This window comes from Roseburia porci, from assembly GCF_009695765.1.
GTDB lineage: Bacteria > Bacillota > Clostridia > Lachnospirales > Lachnospiraceae > Roseburia > Roseburia porci.
In genome coordinates, this window is record NZ_VUNI01000027.1 from 1 (window position 1) to 26,106 (window position 26,106).

Below are 26,106 nucleotides of genomic sequence, written 5' to 3' on the forward strand. Positions count from 1 at the left end.
CATGTGCCCACTTCTTTGGATACCCCAACGATGGAATGTCCAAAATCAGGGATATCATCTTTGTGTAGGTGTCTAAAAAATAGGCACTACACTAATTCAAAATGTCCTTGACAAGGGGTACAGTTTAATTACTCTATTAACAGCTTCTGGCATTAAGCCTTTTCCCCAATAATCTTTACTTAATACATATCCTATTTCTCTTCATACTAAATTCTCATACTCATCACTCAACGAAAGACTAAGCGTTTCAAGTCCTAATGAACCTATTACTTTATGATTTTCTTTCAATTCTAAAGCAAAGGTCTTTTTCCCTTTAATAAACATCTCCAAAATTGTTTTTGATTCTTGAATTGATGTATGTGGATTCCATCCAGCCATTTGACCTACTCCCTCAACTTTTGCATACTCAAAAAAGTCTTCTAAATCCATTTCACTCCATTCTCTAATGATTAGTCTATCTGTTTCAAGCACAACACCTGTGAAATCAACATTTGCATTCATAAATCTATCACTCCTCAATCAATCCCGATTGGTTAATTTGTTTTATTATAACACATGTAAATTTGTTTATAAAAAAAGAGCAACCGAATTTTCTCGATTACTCTCTGTTCATTACTTCCATGATAATAATATCAACTCTTATTTGAAAAAAAAGATACGTGTGGTTAGTTCTTTGTTAGTCCATGGTTAGTCTTTTGTTAATTTCCCGTTATCATTCAAATAGAACATACCGCTTTCCCCATAAGTTTACCACTCGTTACATTTCAGGTGCTTACCACTCAGACTTACCACTTTTCTTACCACTTTGAATCACGGTTTTGTGATATTTTGCGATACTTTACGAGGTTTTCTCTGTAAACATCAAATGCCTTCCATCCCTTATAAATCAAGCATTTCCGCCACTTTCCAGTCATTACTTCTCGTCAACAACCTGGAAGATGAAGAACTTCAGATAATAACTCTCATCTGCAGCCCACAGGATTGGATGATCCGGTGCCTGCGTGCGGAATTCTACCTGACGCAGACGCTTATGCGTTGCCTTTGCTGCTTCACGGACCGTTTTTGCCAGAAGCTCCTGTGTCATGAAATGCGAGCAGGAACAGGTTGCAAGATAACCACCGTCTTTGACCAGTTTTAAGCCCTTCATATTGATTTCGCGATAACCCTTGATTGCATTCTTTGTTGCCTCGCGGGATTTGGTAAATGCCGGAGGATCCAAAATGACTACGTCGTATTTCTCACCTGCCTGCGCAAGTTTTGGAAGCTCATCAAGTACATTTGCACACCGGAAATGTACCGTATTCTCCAGATGGTTGCGCACCGCATTCTCGTTTGCCTGCTGCACGGCATATTCTGAAATATCAAGCCCGGTCACATCGGAAGCACCAGCGATTCCTGCATTTAATGCAAAGGTTCCCATATGCGTAAAACAGTCGAGCACTTTTTTTCCCTTACAGATACGCTGCATTGCGAGACGGTTATATTTCTGATCCAGGAAAAATCCGGTTTTTTGTCCATTTACGACATCCACCATATAATGCACGCCATTTTCAACGATCTCAACATTTGTATCAAATTCTTCACCGATAAAACCTTTGACTTTGGCAAGCCCTTCCTTTGTGCGCTCATTTGCATCGCTTCGCTCATAAACTCCGCGGATCTGAATGCCATCTTCTGCCAGAATTTCTTTCAGAAGTTCCACGATTCTGACTTTGAACTGCTCCATTCCGAGCGCAAGACATTCTACCACAAGCACATCTTCATATTTATCAATTACGAGTCCCGGCAAAAAGTCTGCCTCGCCAAAGATCACACGGCAGGATGAAGTATCTACTGTCGTCTTTCGATAATCCCATGCATTCTGTACACGCATACGTAAAAATACATCATCAATCTCCTGCTCCGGTTTCCTTGTCAGCATACGGATACGGATCTTGGAATTCTGATTGATGAAACCTTTTCCCATCGGATAACCGTCAAAGTCGTGTACTGTCACAACATCTCCGTTTTTAAAGCGTCCTGTGATCGTGTCGATCTCATTGTGAAAGATCCACGCACCGCCTGCCTTGATCGTGCGTCCTTCTCCCTTTTTCAGTGTAACTATTGTATGATTTTCCATTGTGTTCTCCTATGCTCTTAACCACTCCGGCAAAAAAACTCCTCTGCTTTTGCCATTGCGTACATTATAAAACAAAATACATAGGAAAAAAAGAGAATTTGTAGTAGAATAAGACCAGTGAATAATTGCAAAATGACCAGGAGGCAGAATCATGATTTCAATTAGTCTGTGTATGATCGTAAAAAATGAAGAACAGGTACTTGCACGCTGTCTGGATTCCGTCGCACCACTGATGGACGAGATCATTATTGTGGACACAGGATCTACAGACCGCACCAAAGAGATTGCTGCGAAGTATACTGAGCGCATCTATGATTTTGACTGGTGTGATGACTTTGCTGCGGCTCGAAATTACGCATTTTCCCTTGCGTCCATGGATTACATTTATGCACCGGATGCAGATGAATATCTTGACCCGGTCAATCAGGAACGTTTCCTTATGTTAAAGGAAGCATTACTTCCGGAAATCGAGATCGTACAGATGCGGTATGTGACCCCGACGGACTACAACACCGTGCAAAACTGCAAACGGGAGCTCCGTCCAAAGCTTTTCAAAAGACTACGCACCTTCACCTGGGTCGATCCAATCCACGAAACGATCCGTACGGAACCGGTGATCTATGACAGTGACATTGAGATCATGCATCTTCCGCACAGTCTGCACTGCAAACGGGATTTTACACTTTTTGAAAAGGCATTCCACCGGGACGGCTCCCTCTCAGAAAAGGTTGCGTCCATGTATGCCAAGGAACTGTTCAAATGTGGGGAATATCCTGATTTTCTCGCTTCGGAAGATTTTTTTCTGCAGAACTATGAACAGACGGCTTCCCCGGAGGCAGCTTCTGTCCTCGCACATATTGCCCGGCTGAAAAATGACACGGATTCTTTTTTCTCGATCTGTCTGAAAGACATGGCAGGCGATTCCTGCTCCGAAATCTGCTATGAACTCGGCTGCTATTATATGTCACGCCGCAATTACCTCGAGGCCTCGCTCTGGTTCTATAATGCAGCCTACGAGACCGAAGCTGTTTTAGATATCGAGATTCCGGGACAAAAAGCGCTTCTGGCGCTTGCCGACTGCTATCAGAATATGGCTGAACAATGTGATCCGGAATCCTATGAACATGACCGTCTGCTTGAAGATGCCAGTGACTGCCGTATGCGCGCGGAGAACTGGCATCTGCCGGAAGAACTGTAATACTTCTCTTCCAATATCTTCATACTTGTAAATAGATGAGAAAAATGGTATGATAAGCAAGAACGATAAAAATTTAACAATCTTTTGCCATCCTACAATGGCAAACAAAATAAGAGCAATCTTTAGGAGGTACAAATGGGTTTTGCAGAAGAATACAAACAGAAACTTGTCTCTGCTGATAAGGCAGTAGAACTCATCAAATCTGGTGACTGGGTAGATTACGGATGGTGTACCGGTACTCCAGATGCCTTGGATAAGGCTTTAGCAAAACGTACAGATGAACTGAAAGATATCAACCTGCGCGGTGGTATCCTTTTAAAACCACTTGCTGTTTTTGAACGTGAAGATGCCGGTGAGCATTTTACATGGAACTCATGGCATATGGGTGGATATGAGCGTAAACTGATCAAACGTGGCTGCGCTTTTTATGCACCAATCCGCTATTCCGAGCTTCCACGTTACTATCGTGAATCTGCTACTCCGGATGATGTTGCAATGTTCCAGGTAGCACCAATGGATGAACATGGATTCTTTAACTTCGGACCAAATGCTTCCCATCTTGGAGCTATGTGTGAGACTGCAAAACACATTATTGTTGAGGTCAACGAGAATATGCCTCGTTGTCTTGGCGGTACCGAATATGGTGTACATATTTCAGATGTTACTTACATTGTTGAAGGTGACAACCCACCAATCGGAGAACTTGGTGCAGGCGGTCCTGCAACTGAGGTTGACCAGAAAGTTGCAGAGCTTATCGTAAATGAGATTCCAAATGGCGCATGTCTGCAGCTTGGTATCGGCGGTATGCCTAACGCAGTAGGTTCCCTGATCGCACAGTCTGACTTAAAAGACCTCGGTGTTCATACTGAGATGTATGTTGATGCATTCGTTGATATTGCAAAAGCCGGCAAGATCAATGGTTCCAAGAAAAACATCGACCGTTACCGTCAGGCTTACGGATTTGGTGCCGGAACCAAGAAAATGTATGATTACCTGAACGAAAACCCTGAAATGATGAGTGCTCCGGTAAGCTACACCAACGACATCCGTTCTATCGCAGCACTGGATAACTTCATTTCCATCAATAACTGCGTAGACATCGACCTGTTCGGACAGATCAGTTCTGAGACTTCCGGTCTCAAACACATCAGTGGTGCAGGCGGACAGTTAGACTTCGTTTTAGGTGCATACCTTTCCAAAGGTGGAAAGAGTTTTATCTGCTGCTCTTCCACATTTACAGACAAACAGGGCGTAACGCATTCCAGAATCCGTCCTACATTAGCAGAGGGGTCTGTCGTAACAGATACACGTGCCAATACACATTATGTTGTTACAGAGTATGGTATCGTAAATGTAAAAGGTCTTTCTGCATGGCAGAAAGCTGAGGCTCTGATTTCTATCGCTCATCCGGATTTCCGTGATGATCTGATCAAAGAGGCTGAGAAGATGAATATCTGGAGAAGATCCAACCGATAATGATAGCGGAGATGATCATTAATTATGAAAGAAACGCACACGCACGTATTAGAAGATGGCACAGTCGTAACCCACAGCCATGAAGAATCCGGACATGTACATTCCAATGATTCCCATGCACACGGCCATCCTCATCATCACGAAAATACCAAGGCTGTTCTAAACCGCATGAACCGCGCGATTGGTCATATGGAGTCCATTAAGACAATGATTGAAAGCGGACGGGACTGCAGTGAGGTTCTGATCCAGATTGCAGCCGTGCGTTCCGCCATCAATAACATCGGGAAAGTGATCCTTGAAGATCACATCAACCACTGCATTGTAGATGCTGTGGAGACCGGTGATGATCAGGCTTTGAAAGATCTCAACGAAGCGATCAATAAGTTTATAAAGTAATGAAAAACCGGCATTTTGCCGGTTTTTCTTATGCTTTCTTGTTCATATCTGATAATTCTTCAGACTATCTTAAGATATTTTTAGGAAAGTTTGCTCTTGCTTTTACACCGATTTTTCATTATTCTATGGAATGTAAATTGGAGGTAAAAGAATGAAAATTAATTTGAGTACGATCAAACAGAAATTTTTCACGAAAAAAGAGAAACAACATTCTGAAAAATATTTACAGACAATTGCATTTTTAAATAAATATTCTTTAGTGTTCCACGCACTGTTATCCTGTGGGCTGATCTTCGTGATCGAATGGGTTTCAAGAAGAAGCTTTATTTCTGCCTGCACATTCGTAAGCGCACATACGCTGGCATATTTTTATAATGCCTTTATCATTTTTGCGTCGCTGACACTGGTATATTTATTCCGAAGACGTGCATTTTTCCGTCTGTTTATATCCGCCTTCTGGCTGATTCTCGGAATTATTAACGGATGTATCCTTTCAAACCGTGTTACCCCGTTCGGTTACACTGATCTGAAATGTATCTCCGATCTTCTGACTATGACCAATACCAACTATTTCACAGCAACCCAGGCAACCTTTGTTGTGATCGGTGCTGCGATCTTCCTTGGCTTCTGCGTTATCTTCTTTATTAAAGGACCACGTTTCACCGGAAAGATCCGCCGCATTGTAGTTCCAGCTTCTGTTGTAGCTGTTTTATTTGTAGCAGTTCCTACCGTTACTTCCGTTGCACAGAGCACCAATGTTGTAGCTACTTATTTTTCCAACATTGCCCAGGGGTATGAGAACTATGGTTTTGTATACAGCTTCTCTTCGAGCGTTGTTGACCGCGGTATGAAAAAGCCTTCGGACTATTCCGAGGCCAAAATCGATTCCATCGAAGAAACTGTAAACAGTGAGAAAAAAGAAACATCCATCAACAAAGACCGTGAGCCAAACCTTATTGTTGTACTGCTTGAGTCTTTTTGTGATCCGGATGAGATCAACTTCTTAAATGTAACCGGAGATCCAATCCCGACTTTCCATTCTCTGGAACAGAACTACTCGACCGGTTATCTGACCGTTCCTGTTGTCGGAGCCGGAACTTCCAATACCGAGTTTGAAGTACTGACCGGTATGAGCCTTCAGTATTTCGGTACTGGTGAATATCCACACAAGACGATCTTAAAAGAGGTTGACCGCTGCGAAAGCATTGCTTCTGATCTGAGCCCTCTTGGATATGGAACTCATGTTGTACATAACAATGGCGGTAACTTCTACAGCCGTGCCAATGCGTTCCAGAAAATGGGCTTTGATACTTTTACAAGCAAAGAAATGATGGATATCCAGAACTACACACCAAACGGCAACTGGGCAACTGATGATATCCTTGTTGGCGAAACCATAAAAGCTATGGATTCTACTCCGAACCAGTCTGATATGGTATACACCATTACGGTAAGTTCCCATGGTGATTACCCGACCACAAAACTGATCGAGAATCCGGTATATGCAACCTCAGGTGCTGCTGATGAAGGTGCCGAGAACGCATGGGATTATTATGTACACCAGCTTCATGAAGTAGATAACTTCATGGCAAACCTGATTGATGAAGTAAGCAAACGTGATGAAGACACCATGATCGTATTCTTCGGCGATCACCTTCCTACTATGGGACTGACCGACGATGATATGAAATCCGGTGATATTTATAAGACCAAATATGTAACCTGGAATAACTTCGGCCTTGAGAAACAGGATGCAGACCTTTATTCCTACCAGTTGCTTGCTCATGTAACTGACCAGCTTGGTATCCATGAAGGAACTATCTTCAACTATCATCAGACACAGATGAACAGCGAAGATTATTATGACGGATTTGAGAACCTTCAGTATGACCTTTTATATGGTTCCAGATACAGCTATCATGGAGAGGACCTTTACCCTGCGAGCGATCTTGTTATGGGTATTGATGATATTGTGATCGACAGTATGCACGAATCCATCGATGGTTCGGAACTGATCATTGAAGGAAGCGGATTCACCAAATGGAGCCGCGTCTATGTGAACGATGAAAAAGTCAGCACAACATACAGTTCCGGTAACTGTTTAACGATCGATACAAGCGGATTAAAAGACGGTGATACGATTGTTGTTAATCAGGTAGGTTCAAGCAATACTATCTTCCGCAGTTCCAATGAAATGACTTACGAGAAGGCAGAGACCACTGAAAACACCGAAGGCACAGAAAGTACGGAGACTTCTGGTTCCGAAAACCAGGATTCCGATTCTGATGCTCAGTAAAATTTAAGCAAAAGACAGGAAAGCCTCTATAACACGTTTAAAGGTGTCATAGAGGCTTTTTATTAGTTGAAGTATACATTTATCGCTCCGAAGTTTGTTTCGGCTTTAATCCGAAGCAGAGGAGCAGCCATATCTGCATTCGCCTGTCCATAGAAGTGAACGTCGCCAAAGGCTGCGTTCTGTTTGCAATCCACCCTCCATGTTTTTGGAATATAAAGATTGGTCTCTCCAAAATTATTTTCTACTGAAATCTCAGCTTCACCGTTTGCAATGACTGCATTGTCAAAATACACATTCAGTGCTCCGAAATTGTTCTCAATTGCAGCCCCGGTCAGATGATCGGTGTTGACATATTTGTTTGTCGAACCAAATGAATTCTCACATTTAATAAAATCACTGTCGGCGTAATTGTCCGTTCTGCAGGAACGAAATGAACCTTCCACATGTACGCGGTGTCTCCAGTTACGGAAGATCATATCCAGTCCACAGCTGATCAGAAGTGCTGAGAACAGCAATATCCATGGTGTGATTGCTTCAATGTGAAGCAGATCATCATACATGCATCCCAGGATTGCCAGTGACATGATCGTTTCAAAAAAGCTTCTTTTTAAAATTCCATGGATCACTCCATATCCAAAAAATGCGGTAAATATGACCTTAAAAAATGGAAGCGCCGGAAGAAGCCCCATTCTGCTAACGATCAGATAAACAGCCAGTACTATGAGGACTAAGCCCCATCCTACATTTTTCTTACTCATTTTGATAACCTCTTTTCTTCTAATTTACTCATGAATGGTTTGAAATAACTTCGTGATACAAAAACTTTTTTCGGACTGCCGACAAATTCCACTTCGCTGGCACCCGTGATATTTTTATGAATGGACTGAATTCTGCCGATGTTCATGATGGTCGATTTGGAAACTCTCATAAAAGATCCGGGCAGTATCTCTTCCAGCTCATAGAGCCGCAGCTTTGTCTGATAGATCTGTTCTGCCGTGTGAACCGCAACCGCATTCCCGACTGTCTCGAAAAAGAGAATGTCTTCCAATGTGAGGTAAAACTCTGTTTCTCCTTTTGTTACCGCCATCTGCTGTCTGCTTCCAACTGCATCTGTGATCTTCTTCTGAATCGAAAAAATATCTTCATTTAAGCTCTTGCAGTGGATCACGATCTCATCTTCTGTTAAGTTCTCATCAATCTCAATCTTAATCTTCATATTCAGCTCCTCTGTTCATGTTTCCATCATACAAAAAGAACCTCTTAGTGTAAACAGGTTTACGCTAAGAGGTTAATTTCAACAGGTAAGAGGTAATAAAACAAGATTAAATATTCTTTAATACCTCAACTGCAGCATCCAGATATGGATTCTCGATCTCATAGAACTTTCCTTCATCCGCAGTCTCTGCATAAGACGGATCAAGTGGCAGTTTGCCAAGTACCTTTGTTCCCATCTCTTTTGCAGCCTCATCGATATGGCTCTTTCCGAAAAGAGAGATCTCTTTGCCACAATCCGGACATTTGAGATAACTGAAGTTCTCAACAAGTCCCAGAACCGGAATATGCATCATATTTGCCATGTTAAAGGCTTTCTTTACAATCATCTGAACCAGTTCCTGTGGAGATGTGACAACCACGATTCCATTTACCGGAAGTGACTGGAATACGGTAAGCGGAACATCTCCTGTTCCCGGTGGCATATCTACAAAAAGATAGTCCACATCACCCCATACGGTCTCGCTCCAGAACTGTTTTACAGCGCCTGCAATGACCGGTCCACGCCATACGACCGGTGCTTCCTCATCATCCATAAGAAGGTTGACGGACATGATCTTAATGCCTTCTTTGGTCTCTGCAGGGTACATTCCCTTTTCGTCTCCGATTACTTTTTCATGCACTCCAAACATTTTTGGAATGGATGGTCCGGTAATATCAGCATCCAGAATTCCTACGCTATATCCGGCTTTTGCCATCTGAACTGCAAGAGACGCAGTTACAAATGATTTACCTACACCGCCTTTACCACTGACAATACCGATCACATGCTTTACATTAGAAGCCGCATTCATTTCAGCCTGAAGGCTCTGTGGATTCTGATGGCTTGGGCATCCTTCGCAGCTCTCTTTGGAACAGCTGGATGCACTGCTGCAGCTTGATTTTTCTGCCATAATTTATATCCTCCTGTGTAAACATTCTACGCAATGCTCCAAAATCAGAAGCATCGCATGTTTTCTATAAAAATAGAGATATCATACACTGACACTCCGTTTCTATCTTTTTTCACTTAAATTGTTATAATCCTTATCTACCTGGATCACTGCAAAATATTCCTGACCCAGGCATTTTTTCACCTGTTCCTTGATCGTACGTGTGAGTTCCTCATCTGACATACGGAATCGGAATGGAACCACAATATCAAAGATCACATTGGTGTGTGTTTCTCCACTTACAACGCGGAAATCATGCAGCGTGATCACCGGATCGATCCCTGTGACAATATCGATGACTTTATTTTTCATCTCCTGAATATGTTCATCGGATGTAATGACCGGATCCATATGGATCGTTGCAGTACATCCCAGTTCTTTCGAAAGTTTCATCTCTATATTATCAATGATATCATGCATTTTCAGGATATCGCCATCTGCCGGGACTTCCGCATGCAATGTCACCATACGTCTTCCAGGACCATAATCATGCACGATGAGATCATGAAAACCAACAATGTTCTCATCATAGGTTGTGACGATCTGCTCGATCTTATCCACAAACTCTTTCTCCGGAGGCTGACCCAGAAGCGGATCTAACGTATCTTTCGCTGCCGATATACCACCATAGAAAATGAACAGGCCTACAAAAATACCACTGATCCCATCCAGATGAAATCCGGAATAATGCTCAATAATCGTCGTGATCAGAACAACGGTTGTTGCAACACAGTCATTCAGGCTGTCCGTTGCAGTTGCATGGATCGTTGCTGATCCGATCTGTTTACCAATGCGTGTATTGTAAAAAGCCATATAGCATTTTACAAGGATCGATACGATTAAAATTACCAACACAAGTGCCGAAAATTCTGTATCTTCCGGGTGAATCAACTTGTTTATGGAATCCTTCACCAGTTCAAATGCCATGAGCAGAATGATCGCAGCTACAATAAGCCCGGAAACATATTCCATTCTTCCATGCCCGAATGGATGCTCTGAATCCGGCTTCTGTTCCGCAAGTTTAAAGCCGGCGAGCGTCACGATCGACGATCCCGCATCCGAAAGGTTGTTAAATGCGTCCGCTGTGATTGCAATAGAATTACTGAGCAGTCCTGCTATGAACTTTCCTGTAAAAAGCAAGATATTCAATATGATTCCCACAAGTCCACAGAGCATGCCATATGCACTTCTTTTTCGATCCGCCGGCATATCCTGCGGAATGAATATCTTTGCAAGTAACCCTACCATACATAATTCCCCCTATTCAAGCTTCCCCATGTGTTTCCATGGATAATAAATAAAAAGTGCCTTACCGATAATCTTGTCTTTTTTCACAAAGGTATTAGTCCAGTATCGTGAATCATAAGAATCATTCCGATTATCTCCCATGACAAAATAGCTGTCCTCTGGAACCTGATATACATAAGGTCCGGCAACTTTTACCCAGTCCTCTTTAAGATAATCTTCTTCCAGCGGTTCTGTGGAATCATTGATATAGACTTTCCCATCATCAATTGTCACCGTATCGCCCGGAAGCCCGATCACACGCTTTACATATTTCTGCGTCTCATCATCCGGGAACTTAAATATGATGATATCCCCCCGCTTTGGCTTTGAATTCAGGTATGCAAGCCGGAATCCAAGCAGATCATCACCTGGCATGATCGTATTCTCCATCGACCCGGTCGGGACTTCTGCGTTAATAATGACAAAATTCTTTAAAACAAGTGCAAGCGCCACAGCTGCTGCCATGGTCAGTATCCAGCTGAATACTTCCGATGCCACGGAACTCTTTTTGTTTTTTGCTTTCTTTTTACCCTGTTTTCCCGCTTTATCCGTTTGGGCATCCGCTCCCATGTCGGTTTCGTCATGCTCGATATCCTTGTTCAGATCCTCAATCTCCAATTCAATCTCTATATTATGCTGCCTGTTGTCATTTTTCATAATATATTCTTCTTCTCTTTCTTTATTCCGAATTATCATTATATTATAAATCATTTTACCTGGAACAACAACCAATTCCGGGATTGTATCAAATTAAAAACGGTACGGAATTCCTAGTAGTTTTCTATAGAATTATCCATAATCCCAGCATTTCTACGAGGATATTTTCCATCTACCACAACTATTTTTCACATGATAAAATTGTATTTTTCTTAAATCCATTATACAATAGTTAAAAATATTGTAACTTCTGGATATTAAGTCGAGGGAATATATTTTATGAACGATTATTTACTGAAAATCAATGGATTATCATTAGAAATTCTTGATAAACTCCCATTCAAATCGCACTTTGAATTTTTCTCAAAAAATTTGAATTTGAGGAGATGCTAAACAATGTGTTATCTAATAGCTAAAGACAGAAATGCGCATGGTTGTATTGCTTTAAAAACGACTCACGGCAAGAAACTTGTAGCGCTAAAAAAAGAGTTGAATAACGCCGTAGGCCATAAAGGAATTCAGCTTGTTACTATCAGCAGACCAACTGCATATGGAGAATATGCACCTTATCATTTTGTTGATACTGAAAACGAATTTAAAATTCTCGTCAAGGCATTGCGTTCATAACCCAGATAATGACTTTTCAATATCCATTATTAATGAAACATATTTGTTCATAGGTGTACCTCCATTTTCATATATTTTAAAATCTATGTTTCATTTTTGCAATCGTTTTTGGTTGCATTCTTGTTTTGCAATCATTTTTGATTGCACTTCATATATGTAATGCTTTTAGTTTTTCACTATTATCTATGTATTACCCTGTATTCTATTTTATACTTGAAACAAAAATAAATTCCCCACACATTTGCGCACTTGCAATGTGTGGGGATTTAAATTCGTAATAATTATTATTTAACTATTAATTTTCATTCATAATCCACTTTTACAAATTCATTTTTTTGCTGACGGATATATTTCATGTTCAGAATCATACCAAAGTACGGAAAAAATTCCATTATTCAGAACCCCATATAGTCGCTCTTTCCCAGTCAACCTTAATGAAAAGAGTTGGTCTACGTCCAAATGAATATCTTTTGCTCTCTTCTGAGCAGCTTTCGTCATATCGGCAATATATTCAAAGTGATTAATTTGTTCCATTACCAACACTTTTTCCTCCTGAAGCCGATTGAATCTCCCCCCATGTCATACCCTCATACGAAATTAGCTTGGATAATATATTATCAAAAAACGCTTCATTATTCTTAATAGACCACTTTTCATGTTCCAAATCACACTGTTTAAACGCCCACACAGGACGTTTTTTTAAATATGCTTCTGGATCTTCAATATTTGTCGGTTTCTTGGTACTGTATACTTTCTCTTTCTGTTTGACAACTTTTTTTGAGCCCATTATTGCAGCCCTCCATAGTATTGTTGCATACTCTCCTTTGAAATAATATTACTACAAGATACCCCTACAGGTACACCCACTCTTGCTTCTTTCCAAGGAGCTTCTTTATGTGTAAGTTCACTTAACCACTGCGGATCTTTGTCTCCATAATAATCTAAGACCGCCTTTAAAGTTTCTAATTCATCTTTTGAAAACTTATAATCTGGTAAATCCGCAAATAATTTTTCATCAACGACAAACATTCCCTGATGCTTATGAAATAATTCAGGGCATACAGGACCATTTGCCCATGCTTCAAAATTCTCTCCAAACAAAGGCTTTCCATCCCATCCAAGCGACCAAGCCTGACAATAATATACTAGTTTTTGTAATTTCATAGTTGTGATGGATCCCAATTGGTTCAATACATACTTAGCAACATCGAAAACAGTAGCCATTATTTTTCCCCCCCATTTCAACTTTTTATCCTTATTTTTAAAAGGCTGCCTTTATAGGCAACCTTTATATGTTCTATCAAAGCTGATTTTTCTGTTGTCTGTCAACCGGTCGCCTCTCTATATGCGGCTTAACTTTGGAGTTTTTCTGTTACTCCCCAACCTGCCAGCCTACGAACCAGCTAAAGTGTCAGATTTTTAAGGTGTCAGCACACCCAGATAGATTATCTATTATTATGATATTATTATATGAATTGGCTTCTTTTATGTCAAACCGAGTAAACATTTTTTGTAGTGTCCATTAAACATTTCAAATGTATCAAATAAAAGCCCCACATGTTTTGCGGTTTTCCGCAACATGTGGGGCTTTTTATCTTGAATAATTATTTATTAGCAAACACCCTGAGCGAGCATAGCATTTGCAACTTTCTCGAATCCGGCGATGTTAGCACCAGCAACATAGTTACCTTCCATACCATAACGTTTTGCAGCGTCATTGATATTGTGGTAGATGTTAACCATGATCTGCTGTAATTTTGCATCAACTTCTTCGAATGTCCAGCTTAATCTCTCAGAGTTCTGTGTCATCTCTAATGCAGAAGTTGCTACACCACCTGCGTTTGCAGCTTTACCACAGATGAACCATACTCCGTTCTCCTGTAAGTATTTGGTAGCATCTAATGTAGTAGGCATGTTTGCACCTTCACATACAGCTTTTACGCCGTTTGCTACTAACTGTTTTGCATCATCAAGATGTAACTCATTCTGTGTAGCACATGGTAATGCGATATCACATTTGATTGACCATACGCCACGTCCTTCATGATACTGAGCACTTGGTCTTGCTGCAGCATACTCTGTTAAACGAGCACGTTTTACTTCTTTTACTTCTTTTAATAAGTCAACGTCGATTCCTTCTGGATCGTAAATCCATCCTGTAGAATCAGAACATGTAACTACTTTAGCGCCCATCTGCTGAGCTTTCTGAATTGCGTAGATTGCTACGTTACCAGCACCAGAAACAACAACTGTCTTTCCTTCCATGCTCTCGCCGTGGTCTTTCATAAGTTCCTGCGTGATGTATAATAATCCATATCCAGTAGCTTCTGTACGAGCTAAAGATCCGCCGTATGTAAGTCCTTTACCTGTCAGGACACCTTCATACATTCCACGGATTCTCTTGTACTGACCGAACATATAACCGATCTCTCTTGCTCCTGTTCCGATATCTCCAGCAGGAACGTCAACATCAGCACCAATGTATTTGCAAAGCTCTGTCATAAAGCTCTGGCAGAATGCCATAACCTCTCTGTCTGATTTGCCCTTAGGATCGAAATCAGAACCACCTTTACCTCCACCGATTGGAAGTCCTGTTAAGGAGTTTTTGAAGATCTGCTCAAATCCTAAGAATTTGATGATACCGATATTTACAGAAGGATGTAAACGTAATCCTCCCTTGTATGGTCCAATGGCATTGTTGAACTGTACACGGTATCCTGTATTAACCTGAACCTGACCCTTGTCATCTACCCATGGTACACGGAATTTGAACTGACGGTCTGGCTCTACTAATCTCTCTAATAAAGCTTCTTTTTTGTAAAGAGCCTCATTTTTCTCGATTACTGGACGTAAAGATTCTAAAACTTCCTCACATGCCTGTAAGAATTCTGGCTCAGAAGCGTTTTTGGTTTTTACTCTCTCGAGTACTTCATCTACGTAACTCATTTTGTTCTATCTCCTTTAACAAAGTTTATATACACTAACGAGATTATTTTAATACGAAATTTCCAATTGCACAATATTTTTTTCTTTATTTCTTCAACTTTGTACCACTTTACCTCTATAAAGTAATAATTATTATCAAAAAAGCAGTTTCCGGACCTGTAATATCCAAAAACTGCTTTTGTATTATTTGTTTTCTTCTTTGATCTTCTTCCAGTCCATGTATTCGGATTCCTCATCCGTATCGTAGTATATGAACTGAAAATAATCGACCATCTTGGCAAGTGCATAGATCAAAATGGTGGTCTCCTGCTCTGTCAGTTCTCCCTTTACATTCTCGATCATCTGTCTGTGGAATGACTCGTGATGATAGTATGCACTTTTTCCTTTGTCTGTCAGTCTGACCCGTACAACTCTCTTGTCTTCCGTGCTCCGTTCACGGATCACATATCCTTTCTTGGTAAGCGCATCCATTGCCTTAGTCAATGTTCCCATTGTGACGGACATAAGCTTCGCCACTTCCGACATTTTCTTCGGCTCTTCGATTCCGATTGCCTCAATGATATGCATATCATTCGTTGTGATGTCTTTAAATTCGTCCGTGATCAGGGCTTTGCCTTCGATTTCAAGTAAATCCTTGAAAAGGCGTACCAGCAGATCGTTTAATGTTTCATCTAATGTCATACAGGTCCCTCTTTCTGCCGCCAGACTGCTTCTCTTCCGTCGCCAACGGCTACCAGCGGATCACGCAGGCACCCCATGTGAGCCCCGCTCCAAATCCGGCCAGTACTATTTTATCTCCTGCATTTATCATACCATCTTTGACGACTTTATCAAGCAGAATCGGAACGCTTGCTGCAGAAATATTTCCACAATTCTCAAGATTTGTCGGGAATTTTTCCATTGGCTGTTTCAGACGTTTTGCAACAGATTCTATGATCCGCAGATTTGCCTGATGCAGCACAAAAAGATCAATGTCATCCGCAGTAAGTCCTGCTTCATCAAGTGCCTGATGAATTGCTTTCGGCACTGTTTTTACGGCAAAACGATATACTGCCTGACCATCCATCTGCACATACCCAGGCTTTAAAGCTTCCTCTGCATTCTGTGCATCGGATTTTAAAGCCTCCCCAGTGTTCTGTGCATATGGATTATCAAGTGGACGGTTTTTGCAGCATAATGCCATGCCGCCTGCCCCGTCAGACCCTTGTACCATGGATAAAAGATGATCTTCTCCTTCATCCGTTACGATCACTGCCCCTGCACCATCTCCGAAAAGTACACAGGTTCCACGATCATTCCAATCCATCATTTTGGACAGTGTCTCCGCACCGATTACAAGGGCCTTGTGAAATCTTCCTGTCCGGAAGTATGCATCTGCTGTGGAAAGTCCAAACAAAAACCCGGAACATGCCGCCCCAATATCAAATGCAACTGCATTTACTGCGCCAAGAGCGCTCTGGACTTCACACGCAAGTGTTGGAATAATATGATCGGACGAGAGTGTTGCGGCAATGATCAGGTCCAGCTCCCCAGCTTCTATTCCTGCTGCGTCGAGGGCCTTTTGGGCAGCCTCGACACTCATGCCTGTCGTACTCTCTGTCGTCGCAAGATGTCTTGCGCGGATACCGGTTCTGGAACTGATCCATTCATCGGATGTGTCCATGATCTGCGCAAGATCATCATTATATACAATTTTTGCAGGAAGAGCACTTCCCGTACCTACAATTTTCATATTGACTCCTTTTTTCTGTCATACTTTGTAAAACCGGTTAGAATTTGCGGAACCGGTCATAACGCTCCTGCGCCAGCTGTTCTCCGCTCTTTCCATCCTGTTTCTTCAGGAATTCCTTCAGATGTCCCTTCATATAGTTTGCGATCGATGTAAGTGCACTTTCATCCGCTCCGCCGTACTCCGGAATGATATCTTCGATGATCTGAAGTGCTTTCAGATCCTGTGCTGTGATTCTCATAACTCCTGCGGCTTCTTTTGCACGTTTTCCGTCTTTCCACAGAATTGATGCAAATCCTTCCGGTGAAAGTACACAGTAGGTTGCGTTTTCCATCATCCATACTTCATTTCCGACAGAAAGTGCAAGTGCTCCACCACTTCCACCTTCTCCGATCATCATGCAAAGTACAGGAACTTTCAGACCGGACATTTCAAACAGGTTCCGCGCAATTGCCTCACCCTGTCCGTTTTCCTCAGCTTCCATTCCCGGATAGGCACCGGATGTATTTACAAAGGTAATGACCGGACGATTGAATTTTTCTGCCTGCTTCATAAGGCGCAGGGCCTTACGGTATCCTTCTGGCGATGGCATTCCGTAATTATGTACCATACAGTCTTTTAAGTCTTTTCCTTTGTTGACACCGATTACGGTTACCGGCTGGCCATCCAGCCATGCGATTCCTCCTGTGATTGCAGGATCATCACGGAAATAACGGTCACCATGCATTTCCATATAGTCATCAAAGATCTCATGGATATAATCATCGGCACCAAGACGGCTTACCTGACGTGCTGCGGTTACTTTCTGCCATGCTGAAAGCGGTGTTGATTTTGCCTGACGTTCCTTCATAAGCTCTGTCGGCTCGTATTTGTCATCCTGATGGAGCGGATCAAAGTTCGCATAACCTTCCAGATGATGATGTGCCTTTAAGATCTTATAAAGTGTCATCTTTAAGTCTTTACGTTCCACGATCTGGTCAACAAATCCATGCTCCAGCTGGAATTCAGCTCTCTGGAATCCATCCGGAAGCTTCTGTCCGATTGTCTGTTCGATTACTCGCGGTCCCGCAAAACCGATCAGTGCTCCAGGCTCTGCAAGAATAATGTCCCCAAGCATTGCAAAGCTGGCTGTTACACCACCGGTTGTCGGATCGGTAAGAACCGGCACATAAAGCAGTCCTGCATCGGAATGTTTCTTTAAGGCTGCGGATGTTTTTGCCATCTGCATCAGTGAAACAATTCCTTCCTGCATTCTGGCTCCACCAGAACAGCAGAATAAAATAACCGGCAGTTTCTGTTCTGTCGCTTTTTCTACTGCGTATGCGATCTTCTCGCCTACCACATGCCCCATGCTTCCCATAAGGAATCTTGCATCGATGACGCCGATTACGGTCTCTTCCCCATACACTTTACCTTTTCCGACGACAACACCTTCTGCAAGTCCGGTCTTTTCCTGGGTTGCCTGAAGTTTTTCTTCATATCCTGGGAAATCCAGGGGGTTGGATATCTCAATATCGTCATACCAGGACTCAAATGACTGCGCATCGATTACCATTTTAATACGGTTTTTGGCACGTACACGGAAATAATATCCACATTCATAGCAGACATATTTGCCTTTGACTACTTCATCTTTGTTCAGTTCTTTTCCGCATGCCTTACAGGTTACGGTTGCAGGAGCCTCCGGTACAGGTGCTGCTGCGGCTCCGCTTGTTTTTTCATCTGATTTTCTATGATTTTTTAATCGTTCTAATACACTCATCTTATCATCTATCAGCCTATGGCGAAGGTCAGCTCCGCAATGCAGGCGATTTTTCCGTCCACATAGGCAGTCGCTTTGCCAATACCGATCGGTCCTTTCACTTTGATTATTTCTGTTTCAAGTGTCAGCACATCGCCTGGCACTACTTTCTGCTTGAATTTGGCATGGTTGATTCCTGCAAAATATGCTGTTTTTCCTTTCCATTCCGGCTGGGAAAGTATTGCTACTGCTCCAGTCTGTGCCAGTGCCTCAATGATCAGCACCCCCGGCATGACCGGGTTTCCAGGAAAATGCCCTGCAAAATATGGCTCGTGAAAGCTTACGGCTTTTTTTGCGACAGCACGCACTCCGCTTTCCAGTTCTTCCACGGTGTCAATCAGTAAAAACGGGTGGCGATGCGGCAGAATCTCCATGATTTCAGCTGTATTTAATACTGACATGTTATCCCTCGTACTTTCTGATCAGAATACTTGCATTATGTCCGCCAAATCCAAGAGAATTGCTCAGTGCATATTCTACCGGCATCTCGCATGCTTCCTTACAATAATCAAGGTCGATCTCCTCGTCCGGTGTCTCATATCCAACGGTTGCATGAATATAACCATCCTGGATTGTTTTTACACAGGTAACGAATTCAATTGCTCCGGCTGCTCCAAGAAGATGTCCGATCATAGATTTGGTCGAATTGATCTTCAATTTGGATGCCTGATCTCCAAACGCAAGTTTGATAGCGCGTGTCTCGAACAGGTCATTGTGGTGTGTTCCGGTTCCGTGTGCATTGATGTATGTGATGTCTTCCGGTTTTGCACCTGCATCCTGAATTGCATTGGTCATAGCTCTTGCAGCGCCGCCACCATCTTCCTGTGGAGATGTGATATGATATGCGTCTGCGGAGCATCCATATCCGACAACCTCTGCATAGATCTTAGCTCCGCGAGCTTTCGCATGCTCAAGTTCTTCGAGTACTACGACTGCAGATCCTTCTCCCATGACAAATCCGCTTCTTTTTTTGTCAAACGGAAGGGAACATTTTGTTGGATCATCTACGGTAGATAATGCAGTCAATGAAGTAAATCCTGCAATTCCGATCGGAGTAATGGCAGCTTCAGTTCCTCCGGCTACCATCACATCTGCCTCGCCATACTGGATGGAACGGAATGCTTCACCGATGGTATTCGTTCCGGTTGCACATGCTGTCACGTCGTTGATGCTTTTTCCTTTTAATCCAAAATGAATGGAAACATTGCCAGCGGCCATATTGGAGATCATCATCGGAACAAGAAGCGGATTGACACGTGATGGTCCTTTTTCCAGAAGCTTTTTATACTCGCGCTCCACAGCCTGCAGACTTCCAACACCGGATCCGATCGCACATCCGACCATATACGGATCTTCCTTTTCCATTACAATTCCGGAATCCTCGATTGCTTCCTTTGCAGCTGCTACTGCATACTGACAGAACAGTTCCATTCTTTTTGCAGATTTGAACTCCATATAGTTCTTCGGGTCAAAATCCTTTACTTCGGCTGCAAGATGTGCCTTATATTCTGATGCGTCAAAATGTGTGATCTCACCAAAGCCGATCTTCTGCTCATGAACACTCTTCCAGAATTCCTCTACGCTTAATCCGATTGGGGTGATTGCTCCCATACCGGTTACTACAACTCTTCTACTCATGCTATTTCCTCCTAAATTGCCATTCCGCCATCGACAGACAATACCTGGCCGGTAATATAGTCTGAATCCTCTGATGCCAGAAAAAGCACTGCTTTTGCAATATCCTTTACGGTTCCAGCCCGCTGTAACGGAATCTGTGCAAGTATTCCTTCTTTTGCCCGATCCGATAAAACGTCTGTCATATCTGTAGTCACAAATCCAGGTGCAACGGCATTCACATTAATGCCACGGCTTGCCAGTTCTCTTGCCACTGATTTCGTAAGTCCGATCACTCCGGCTTTGCTCGCAGAATAGTTTGCCTGACCGGCATTTCCAAGAATTCCGGATACGGAAGACAGGTTAATGATCTTACCTGCACGCTGTTTTAACATCTGTCTGGATAAATGCCGGATCGTGTTAAAGGTTCCTTTCAGATTGATATCCAGCACGCGGTCAAAATCTTCTTCACTCATTTTCATAAGGAGACCATCTCTGGTAATTCCTGCATTGTTCACAAGAATGTCCACATGACCATGTTTTTCCACGATCGCCTTTATCATTTCTCCACATGCTTCAAAATCAGAGACATCACACTGCATTGCCTCGGCTTTTCCACCGGCTGCCACAATCTCGGACACCGTGTCCTCCGCAGCCTTTACGGATCCATTGTAATTTACAATGACATATGCGCCATTTGCAGCCAGTTCCGCAGCGATTGCTTTTCCGATTCCTCTTCCGGCTCCGGTTACAAGTGCAATTTTATCGGTTAACATAATTTTCAAAATCCTCCAACTTGTCAATGCTTACGGCTTTGAGTTCACGGTTGATCTTTCTTAAAAATCCGCTCAGCGTTTTTCCAGGTCCGATCTCAATAAATGTATCCGCGCCGTCTGCGATCATACGCTCAACGCTCTGCTGCCAGCGAACCGGTGAAGATACCTGACGGATCAGATAATCTTTTACCTGGGATGGATCTGTCACATAATCTGCTGTAACATTTGTAATGTATGGAATCTGTGCCGGATGAATGGTAACCGGTTCCAATGCTTCGCCAAGTTTTGCGCCTGCACCTTCCAGCATTTTCGAATGAAATGGTCCGCTTACCTTCAGCGGTACAACTCTTCTTGCGCCTTCATCTGCAAGTCTTGTTCCGGCAATTTCCACAGCCTCTTTCTGACCGGTGATTACAATCTGTCCCGGGCAGTTATAATTTGCGATGGAAACTACTTTCTGTGTCTCCTGCTGTGTCTTCTCACAAACTTCTGCGATCTTCTCTGCATCCAGTCCAAGCACTGCTGACATAGCTCCTCCGACCGGAACTGCCTCCTGCATATAAAGTCCTCTTTTCCGGACAACTGCAAATGCATCATCCATGCTCATTGTTCCGGATGCGATCAAGGCTCCATACTCTCCAAGGCTGAGTCCTGCCGTCATATCTGCCTTTACTCCTGCATTGGTCAGCACTTTCCAGATTGCTGCCTCTGTTGTCAGCATTGCAATCTGTGTATATTCTGTAATGTTGATCTTATCATTTTCCTCAAAACACAATGCTGCTACATCAAGTCCTGCAGCTTTGCCTGCAAGTTCATATGTTTCCTTTGCTTCCGGGAATTTATCATAAAATTCTTTTCCCATTCCAATATACTGTGCTCCCTGACCTGGAAACATAAATACTGTCTTACCCATTTCAGTCCTCCATCTTAATACAAATGCTTATTTCCATTCCTCATAAGAATTCTTAATTGCCTGTCTGGCGCCCTGCATAACATCAAGAATGATCTCTTTGCAGGTCTCTTCTTTTTTGATAAGTCCGGAAATCTGTCCTGCCATAACGCTTCCGCTTGTGACATCACCTTCCACAACAGCTTTGCGGAGTGATCCGAGTGTCATCTTTTCCAGTTCTTCCAAAGATGCCCCTTCTTTTTCCATTTTCAGGTATGCCTTTGTCATCTGGTTTCTTAAAACGCGGATCGGATGTCCGTTCGCTGTTCCCGTCACTTCGGAATCTATATCTTTTGCTTTGATGATTTTCTGCTTGTAATTCTCATGTACGGTGCATTCTTTTGCAGTCACAAATCTTGTTCCCATCTGAACTGCCTCTGCGCCAAGCATCATAGCTGCGGCAAATCCTCTTCCATCACCGATTCCACCGGCTGCGATGACCGGGATCTCCACTGCATCTGCCACCTGTGGAACAAGCGTCATTGTTGTTGCTTTTCCAATATGTCCGCCGGATTCCATACCTTCTGCGATGACTGCGTCCACGCCGCCACGCTCCATCAGTTTTGCAAGTGCAACGCTTGCAACGACCGGGATTACTTTTACTCCGGCCTCTTTCCACATCTGGACGTATTTTCCAGGATTACCTGCTCCGGTTGTTACAACCTTTACTTTTTCCTCTGCAATGATCTGTGCAATCTGATCCGCTTCCGGATTCATCAGCATAAGGTTGACACCAAATGGCTTGTCGGTTGCTTTCTTTGCCTGTTTGATCTGTTCACGGATCCATGATGCCGGAGCACCACCGGCGCCGATAATTCCAAGTCCACCGGCTTCTGAAACTGCGGTAGCAAGCTCATACGTTGCCACCCATGCCATTCCTCCCTGAATGATTGGATATTCGATTCCGAGAAGATCACATATTCTTGTTTTCATTATGCTTCAACACCCTTGTTTTTCAGATATTCCATAACGTCATTTACAGTTGCCATTTTCTCAAGATCTTCTGTAGGAATCTCAACCCCGAATTCCTCTTCCATAGACATGATCAGTTCAAATAAATCCAGAGAGTCTGCTCCAAGGTCATCTTTAAAGTTTGTCTCCGGTTTGATGGTTGCTGCGTCAACTCCAAGCTGGTCTGCGATCATTTCTTTCATTTTTTCTAACATAGTCGTATTCTCCTTATAATTCTTTCCTTTTATTTTGCCTATGCAATAATTTGATTATCAAACTATTTGCTTCTCAAAGTATATTTGTCTTAAGAAAAAATGTCAATATATTTTTAAATTTCTTATCTACAAAAGCAGTCGAAATCTGTTATGAGTTGACGAAATATGGAAAAAAGATTATTCTAAAGAGCGTATAAAAAGGAGGAGTTTCTTATGTCATTTTTTGTAAATGCAGTCGCTGATGAATACGGCGACATCACGTATCAGCCAACAATGGCAGGCTTTACCGCTCTTGTTATTCTTATGATTGCAATCCTGTTACTCGGATGTGCTCTCTTTGGAAAAAAGAAGAAGTTTGATGCCAAACAGCTGGCATTCTCGGCTATGGCAATTGCCCTGGCTGTTGTTACTTCCATGTTAAAGATCTTCCACATGCCTATGGGTGGTTCGGTTACTTTATTCAGCATGCTGTTCATCGTTCTGATCGGTTACTGGTATGGTCTCGGTGCTGGTCTTACCACAGCGATCGCTTATGGATTTCTTCAGCTGATCATTGATCCATACATCTTAAGCGTTCCTCAGATGCTCGTTGATTACATCTTCGCTTTTGGTGCACTTGGATTATCCGGAATCTTTACCAATTCCAAATACGGTCTGGTCAAAGGTTACATTGCCGGCGTACTCGGAAGATATTTCTTCGCATTCCTGTCCGGATGGATCTTCTTCGGTGCTTACGCTCCGGATACTTTCCCGAACGCAATCGTATACTCACTGGCTTATAACGGTGCATACCTTGGTGCTGAGGCGGCACTGACACTGATCGTGATTGCGATCCCGCCAGTACACAAAGCACTTGCCTATGTAAAAACACTTGCCGAGTAAGTGATTGAAAAACACAACGCAAAAGGGCGTGTGAAAAACCAAGGTTTTTCACACGCCCTTTTCGTATGTATCAATTTGATTACAGGATCATATTCATGCAGCCATACATTCCTGCATCATTTCCAAGTGTTGCAAGTGCAAACTCTGTATTCTGGCATGCATGGAATGCATGTACAACAAAGTTCTTGCGAACGACATCAATCAGGATTCTTCCTGCTTTGGATACGCCGCCACCGATGACGATGATCTCAGGATCAACGACACAGCATACATTTGCAAGTGCTTTACCAAGAATTGCACCGACTTCTTCTACGATTTCGATTGCAAGCTTGTCTCCGGCTTTTGCTTCGTCAAATACGTCTTTTGCCGTAACCTTCTTCAATCCTCTGAGTGCACTTTCCTCGTCGGTTGCTGCAAGCTTTCTGTTTACGAGACGAACGATTCCGGTTGCAGATGCATACTGCTCCAGACATCCGTGTTTTCCACATCCGCAGACTTCCGGTTCCTCGTCATTCACACTGATATGTCCGATCTCTCCACCAGCTCCAGCTGCTCCGGAGATCATCTTACCGTCCACGATGATTCCACCGCCGACTCCGGTTCCGAGTGTAACCATAACAACGTCTTTATGGCCTTTGCCACCGCCCTGCCACATCTCTCCAAGAGCTGCAACGTTAGCGTCATTTCCTGCTTTGACTGGAAGTCCTGTTTTCGTGGTAAGGCTGTCTGCAACGTTAAATACATCCCATCCAAGGTTTACGCAGCGGTTTACAACACCGTTTGCCTTTACCGGTCCCGGAACACCGACACCGATACCCTGTACGTCGTCTTTGGAAATACCCTCTTTTTCAAGCTTCTGTGCAATTGATTCTGCAACATCATTCAGAATGGAAGCTCCATTATTCTCTGTATTTGTATGTATCTCCCATTTATCAAGCAGCTTTCCGCTTGTCTCAAAGAATCCAATCTTACATGTGGTTCCACCAATATCCACACCAAATCCGTATTTTTTCATCAATTCTCCTCCTGATCTTTTAAAAACTAACAGTTAGTATACCATAGTCCAAATAGCGTTTCCACCCTATTTTCCTACACTTTATACGTTATTTTTTCTACATAATTCCAGAAGTACCGCCCATATCCGGTGCATTAGCTGCTCCTGCATCTGCTGCCATATCCGGAGTTTCTGTCTCCAGCTCTGTTTCAGCCTCTACAGCGCTCTGTGCCTGCTGCAGCTCACTCATCCGGATTCCGGCATCAGACAATTCCACAATGGCAGAAGTATTCTCTGTCAGACCTGTACTTCGCTGATTGTCTATGGTGCTCTGCAGATATTTCATATCTGCCTCATTGATCTTTCCAAGCTCATCACTGCGATGTATCCGTTTTTTGCGCACGATCTCCTGTTTATCCGACTTCTGTCTGCGTGCCTGTTCCAGCTCTTCCATCGCCATTTTCTGCTCAAGATCCTGTTCTTTCTGATGAACACGGCGTTTGATCTCCGACTTCTGCTGGCGCTCTTTGGATGCCTTCTGGCGTTCATATTTGCGTTGCAGATTTTCTTCTTCGCGAAGATGGTTTACTTTCGACTGTGCGCATTTCACCATTCTTTTGGCATGCGCGAGTGCTGCTTCCACTTCACTGTCGTTATATTCCCCGGTTCCAAGACAGCGCTTCAGACTGCTGACCGTATTCTTGGCTTTTGTAAGCACTGTCGCTGCGGTCCTTGATTTTGTGGCACGGAGGATCTGTGCTGAGATCTCTTTAGAATTATATTTTAACGACTTTTTGCTGCGTGACTTCCCTGTCCCAATTGTTCCGCTTTGCGAAATTACAGTGTTTCCGGTCGTTATGGATGCACCTGCGATCCCGGCAGCTGTTCCTCCCTGATTGTTGTTTATGAATAGATTCATCTTTATTTCCTCCTTGAAATAAATTTGAAAAGTTACATAAATCCTGCTGAATTCCAGCTCCTGTATTTAA

At 42.9% G+C, this 26,106-nt stretch carries 29 protein-coding genes; 6 read left to right on the forward strand and 23 right to left on the reverse strand.

Translation table 11 applies throughout. The annotated features are described in order from the left end of the window. Positions 1 to 96: 96 nt before the first annotated feature. From FYJ75_RS14965 to FYJ75_RS12630, 3 genes are all read right to left on the reverse strand, one after another. Positions 97 to 195 (reverse strand): hypothetical protein, encoded by a 99-nt coding sequence (locus tag FYJ75_RS14965; protein WP_408638934.1) that lies wholly within the window; start codon positions 193 to 195, stop codon positions 97 to 99. Between the two features lie 6 nt (positions 196 to 201). Beyond that, entirely contained in the window at positions 202 to 501 is a 300-nt protein-coding gene (locus FYJ75_RS12625; protein WP_154430783.1) for a GNAT family N-acetyltransferase, read from the reverse strand. A 412-nt stretch (positions 502 to 913) separates the two neighbouring features. Then, the gene (locus FYJ75_RS12630; protein ID WP_154430784.1) at positions 914 to 2,119 is read right to left on the reverse strand and encodes a class I SAM-dependent rRNA methyltransferase; all 1,206 of its coding nucleotides are present in this window, start codon (positions 2,117 to 2,119) and stop codon (positions 914 to 916) included. Between the two features lie 151 nt (positions 2,120 to 2,270). Here FYJ75_RS12630 and FYJ75_RS12635 point away from each other — a divergent pair, with 151 nt between their 5' ends. The 4 genes from FYJ75_RS12635 to FYJ75_RS12650 all read left to right on the forward strand — a co-directional run bounded on the left by FYJ75_RS12635 (position 2,271) and on the right by FYJ75_RS12650 (position 7,485). After that, positions 2,271 to 3,317 carry a glycosyltransferase family 2 protein gene (locus tag FYJ75_RS12635; protein ID WP_154430785.1) on the forward strand — a complete coding sequence of 349 codons (1,047 nt, stop codon included), beginning with the start codon at positions 2,271 to 2,273 and terminating at the stop codon, positions 3,315 to 3,317. A 135-nt stretch (positions 3,318 to 3,452) separates the two neighbouring features. Further along, positions 3,453 to 4,793 carry a butyryl-CoA:acetate CoA-transferase gene (locus tag FYJ75_RS12640; RefSeq protein ID WP_154430786.1) on the forward strand — a complete coding sequence of 447 codons (1,341 nt, stop codon included), beginning with the start codon at positions 3,453 to 3,455 and terminating at the stop codon, positions 4,791 to 4,793. A gap of 24 nt (positions 4,794 to 4,817) precedes the next feature. Beyond that, positions 4,818 to 5,189: a metal-sensing transcriptional repressor gene (locus tag FYJ75_RS12645; RefSeq protein WP_154430787.1), complete on the forward strand. Its 372-nt coding sequence runs from the start codon at positions 4,818 to 4,820 to the stop codon at positions 5,187 to 5,189. A 151-nt stretch (positions 5,190 to 5,340) separates the two neighbouring features. Beyond that, positions 5,341 to 7,485: an LTA synthase family protein gene (locus tag FYJ75_RS12650; RefSeq protein WP_154430788.1), complete on the forward strand. Its 2,145-nt coding sequence runs from the start codon at positions 5,341 to 5,343 to the stop codon at positions 7,483 to 7,485. Positions 7,486 to 7,547: 62 nt separating this feature from the next. Here the strand turns inward: FYJ75_RS12650 and FYJ75_RS12655 are convergent, their stop codons facing one another. The 5 genes from FYJ75_RS12655 to lepB form a co-directional block, all read right to left on the reverse strand. Continuing rightward, positions 7,548 to 8,243 carry a LiaF transmembrane domain-containing protein gene (locus tag FYJ75_RS12655; RefSeq protein ID WP_154430789.1) on the reverse strand — a complete coding sequence of 232 codons (696 nt, stop codon included), beginning with the start codon at positions 8,241 to 8,243 and terminating at the stop codon, positions 7,548 to 7,550. Further along, a complete protein-coding gene (locus FYJ75_RS12660; protein WP_154430790.1) occupies positions 8,240 to 8,701 on the reverse strand; it encodes a LytTR family DNA-binding domain-containing protein in 462 nt (153 codons plus the stop codon). The genes FYJ75_RS12655 and FYJ75_RS12660 overlap by 4 nt, the downstream gene beginning before the upstream one ends. 106 nt (positions 8,702 to 8,807) lie before the next feature. Further along, positions 8,808 to 9,650 (reverse strand): Mrp/NBP35 family ATP-binding protein, encoded by an 843-nt coding sequence (locus tag FYJ75_RS12665; RefSeq protein ID WP_154430791.1) that lies wholly within the window; start codon positions 9,648 to 9,650, stop codon positions 8,808 to 8,810. A 102-nt stretch (positions 9,651 to 9,752) separates the two neighbouring features. Beyond that, complete coding sequence (locus tag FYJ75_RS12670) at positions 9,753 to 10,937, reverse strand: cation diffusion facilitator family transporter (RefSeq protein WP_154430792.1); 1,185 nt, start codon at positions 10,935 to 10,937, stop codon at positions 9,753 to 9,755. Between the two features lie 12 nt (positions 10,938 to 10,949). After that, complete coding sequence (lepB, locus tag FYJ75_RS12675) at positions 10,950 to 11,633, reverse strand: signal peptidase I (protein ID WP_331467537.1); 684 nt, start codon at positions 11,631 to 11,633, stop codon at positions 10,950 to 10,952. A gap of 396 nt (positions 11,634 to 12,029) precedes the next feature. Between lepB and FYJ75_RS12680 the strand changes: the two genes are divergently transcribed. Further along, on the forward strand, positions 12,030 to 12,260 hold the full coding sequence (locus tag FYJ75_RS12680; protein WP_154430793.1) for a DUF6718 family protein: 231 nt from the start codon (positions 12,030 to 12,032) through the stop codon (positions 12,258 to 12,260). A 327-nt stretch (positions 12,261 to 12,587) separates the two neighbouring features. Here FYJ75_RS12680 and FYJ75_RS12685 read toward each other — a convergent pair whose 3' ends face one another. From FYJ75_RS12685 to acpP, 13 genes are all read right to left on the reverse strand, one after another. After that, positions 12,588 to 12,794, reverse strand: coding sequence for a hypothetical protein (locus FYJ75_RS12685; protein ID WP_154430794.1), 207 nt, complete (start codon positions 12,792 to 12,794; stop codon positions 12,588 to 12,590). Next, the gene (locus tag FYJ75_RS12690; protein WP_154430795.1) at positions 12,781 to 13,047 is read right to left on the reverse strand and encodes a hypothetical protein; all 267 of its coding nucleotides are present in this window, start codon (positions 13,045 to 13,047) and stop codon (positions 12,781 to 12,783) included. Before FYJ75_RS12690 ends, FYJ75_RS12685 begins: the two co-directional genes overlap by 14 nt. Then, positions 13,047 to 13,484 (reverse strand): Panacea domain-containing protein, encoded by a 438-nt coding sequence (locus tag FYJ75_RS12695; RefSeq protein WP_154430796.1) that lies wholly within the window; start codon positions 13,482 to 13,484, stop codon positions 13,047 to 13,049. The genes FYJ75_RS12690 and FYJ75_RS12695 overlap by 1 nt, the downstream gene beginning before the upstream one ends. Before the next feature lie 387 nt (positions 13,485 to 13,871). Then, the gene (gdhA, locus tag FYJ75_RS12700) at positions 13,872 to 15,206 is read right to left on the reverse strand and encodes an NADP-specific glutamate dehydrogenase (protein ID WP_154430797.1); all 1,335 of its coding nucleotides are present in this window, start codon (positions 15,204 to 15,206) and stop codon (positions 13,872 to 13,874) included. Between the two features lie 183 nt (positions 15,207 to 15,389). Next, entirely contained in the window at positions 15,390 to 15,887 is a 498-nt protein-coding gene (locus FYJ75_RS12705) for a MarR family winged helix-turn-helix transcriptional regulator (protein ID WP_154430798.1), read from the reverse strand. A gap of 49 nt (positions 15,888 to 15,936) precedes the next feature. Beyond that, on the reverse strand, positions 15,937 to 16,938 hold the full coding sequence (locus tag FYJ75_RS12710; protein WP_154430799.1) for a beta-ketoacyl-ACP synthase III: 1,002 nt from the start codon (positions 16,936 to 16,938) through the stop codon (positions 15,937 to 15,939). 37 nt (positions 16,939 to 16,975) lie between these two features. Further along, positions 16,976 to 18,697, reverse strand: a complete 1,722-nt coding sequence (locus FYJ75_RS12715; protein WP_154430800.1) for an acetyl-CoA carboxylase carboxyltransferase subunit alpha — start codon at positions 18,695 to 18,697, stop codon at positions 16,976 to 16,978. A gap of 11 nt (positions 18,698 to 18,708) precedes the next feature. After that, positions 18,709 to 19,137 carry a 3-hydroxyacyl-ACP dehydratase FabZ gene (fabZ, locus tag FYJ75_RS12720; protein WP_154430801.1) on the reverse strand — a complete coding sequence of 143 codons (429 nt, stop codon included), beginning with the start codon at positions 19,135 to 19,137 and terminating at the stop codon, positions 18,709 to 18,711. A 1-nt stretch (position 19,138) separates the two neighbouring features. Next, the gene (gene fabF, locus FYJ75_RS12725; protein WP_154430802.1) at positions 19,139 to 20,374 is read right to left on the reverse strand and encodes a beta-ketoacyl-ACP synthase II; all 1,236 of its coding nucleotides are present in this window, start codon (positions 20,372 to 20,374) and stop codon (positions 19,139 to 19,141) included. Between the two features lie 11 nt (positions 20,375 to 20,385). After that, positions 20,386 to 21,126: a 3-oxoacyl-[acyl-carrier-protein] reductase gene (gene fabG, locus FYJ75_RS12730; RefSeq protein WP_154430803.1), complete on the reverse strand. Its 741-nt coding sequence runs from the start codon at positions 21,124 to 21,126 to the stop codon at positions 20,386 to 20,388. Beyond that, positions 21,113 to 22,039, reverse strand: coding sequence for an ACP S-malonyltransferase (gene fabD / locus FYJ75_RS12735; protein ID WP_154430804.1), 927 nt, complete (start codon positions 22,037 to 22,039; stop codon positions 21,113 to 21,115). Before fabD ends, fabG begins: the two co-directional genes overlap by 14 nt. Positions 22,040 to 22,066: 27 nt before the next feature. Then, positions 22,067 to 23,008, reverse strand: coding sequence for an enoyl-[acyl-carrier-protein] reductase FabK (fabK, locus tag FYJ75_RS12740; protein ID WP_154430805.1), 942 nt, complete (start codon positions 23,006 to 23,008; stop codon positions 22,067 to 22,069). Next, a complete protein-coding gene (acpP, locus tag FYJ75_RS12745) occupies positions 23,008 to 23,241 on the reverse strand; it encodes an acyl carrier protein (protein ID WP_154430806.1) in 234 nt (77 codons plus the stop codon). Before acpP ends, fabK begins: the two co-directional genes overlap by 1 nt. 213 nt (positions 23,242 to 23,454) lie before the next feature. Here acpP and FYJ75_RS12750 point away from each other — a divergent pair, with 213 nt between their 5' ends. Continuing rightward, positions 23,455 to 24,123 carry an energy-coupled thiamine transporter ThiT gene (locus tag FYJ75_RS12750; RefSeq protein ID WP_154430807.1) on the forward strand — a complete coding sequence of 223 codons (669 nt, stop codon included), beginning with the start codon at positions 23,455 to 23,457 and terminating at the stop codon, positions 24,121 to 24,123. A 79-nt stretch (positions 24,124 to 24,202) separates the two neighbouring features. Here the strand turns inward: FYJ75_RS12750 and FYJ75_RS12755 are convergent, their stop codons facing one another. Then, on the reverse strand, positions 24,203 to 25,138 hold the full coding sequence (locus tag FYJ75_RS12755) for an ROK family glucokinase (RefSeq protein WP_154430808.1): 936 nt from the start codon (positions 25,136 to 25,138) through the stop codon (positions 24,203 to 24,205). A gap of 97 nt (positions 25,139 to 25,235) precedes the next feature. Next, the gene (locus tag FYJ75_RS12760; protein WP_154430809.1) at positions 25,236 to 26,036 is read right to left on the reverse strand and encodes a hypothetical protein; all 801 of its coding nucleotides are present in this window, start codon (positions 26,034 to 26,036) and stop codon (positions 25,236 to 25,238) included. Positions 26,037 to 26,106: the final 70 nt, after the last annotated feature.